The organism is Achromobacter sp. RW408 (genome assembly GCF_003184165.1).
Taxonomy (GTDB): Bacteria; Pseudomonadota; Gammaproteobacteria; order Burkholderiales; family Burkholderiaceae_B; genus Achromobacter; species Achromobacter xylosoxidans.
Window position 1 is genome coordinate 1,074,364 of sequence record NZ_QHHO01000049.1, and the last position, 878, is coordinate 1,075,241.

At 71.2% G+C, this 878-nt stretch carries 2 protein-coding genes; one reads left to right on the forward strand and one right to left on the reverse strand.

Annotated features, from left to right (window positions below; all coding sequences use genetic code 11):
- Positions 1–86: 86 nt before the first annotated feature.
- The gene (locus tag DK459_RS24405) at positions 87–431 is read left to right on the forward strand and encodes a hypothetical protein (RefSeq protein WP_053498039.1); all 345 of its coding nucleotides are present in this window, start codon (positions 87–89) and stop codon (positions 429–431) included.
- Here DK459_RS24405 and DK459_RS24410 read toward each other — a convergent pair.
- Positions 409–878, reverse strand: a 470-nt coding sequence (locus DK459_RS24410; protein ID WP_233256858.1) for a LysR substrate-binding domain-containing protein, incomplete at its 5' end; no start/stop codon positions are given. The genes DK459_RS24405 and DK459_RS24410 overlap by 23 nt on opposite strands.

An 878-nucleotide genomic window follows, 5' to 3' on the forward strand; every position in this document is an offset into this window, starting at 1 on the left:
GACGGCGGCTGAGGCGCGGGCGGGTGAGGCGCGATGCGGCGGCCGGGACGGATACACTTGGCCACCCATGCGCCAAGGAAAATGACATGAAACGCACCCTGTCGGCCGGCATCAGACTGGCCCTTGCGGCCTGCCTGATCTTCGCCGCGCTGTTTGTCGTCATCGGCGGCTGGACCACGGGCTATTCGTTGGAAAGCGTGATCTGGCTCGCGCTGACCGGCGCCATCTTCGGCGCGATCGGGGCGCCGGTCATCGAGCCGAAAGCGTTCCGCTATCCGGCGCTGTGGCAGGTCGGCTGCGCCGTGGCGGGATGCCTGCTGGTCGCGGCCCTGCTCGGCGCCGGCATCGACGGCTACCTGCTGGCCGTCGCGCTGGGCGTCCTGCTCGGCTATCTCGCGCCGTACTGGATCACGCGCGTGACGGGCCCTTGACCGGCCCTGGCCGCGGCCGCGCCGCCGGCTGCTTCGCGCGAAATCCGGCAAAGCCGCTCCAGCACTGCTGCGTGTAGCTGTAGAGCGCGTCCTGCGCCTTCAGCGGGCTGCGGCCGGCCAGCCGCGCGAGGACGTAGTGGCCCTGGCGCTGGGGATCGGGCGGCAGCGGTACTTCCACGAGCTGGCCGGCCTGCTGTTCCTGGCGGGTGACGCAGATGACGCCCAGCAGCAGGGTGTCGGTGGCGAGGGCCAGGCGGACCAGCGGGTCGAGATTCTCGCAGCGCACGCTGACCATCTGTTCGGGCGCGCCGGCGGCGCCCAGGGTTTCGGCCAGGCGCAGCGCGACCTCGGGACTGAGGGTACTGGAGGCGACCGGGTATTGGCGGATGTGCTCGATGGCGGGGCGGCGGTGGGCCAGGATGGGATGACCCTTGCGGCAGACCATGC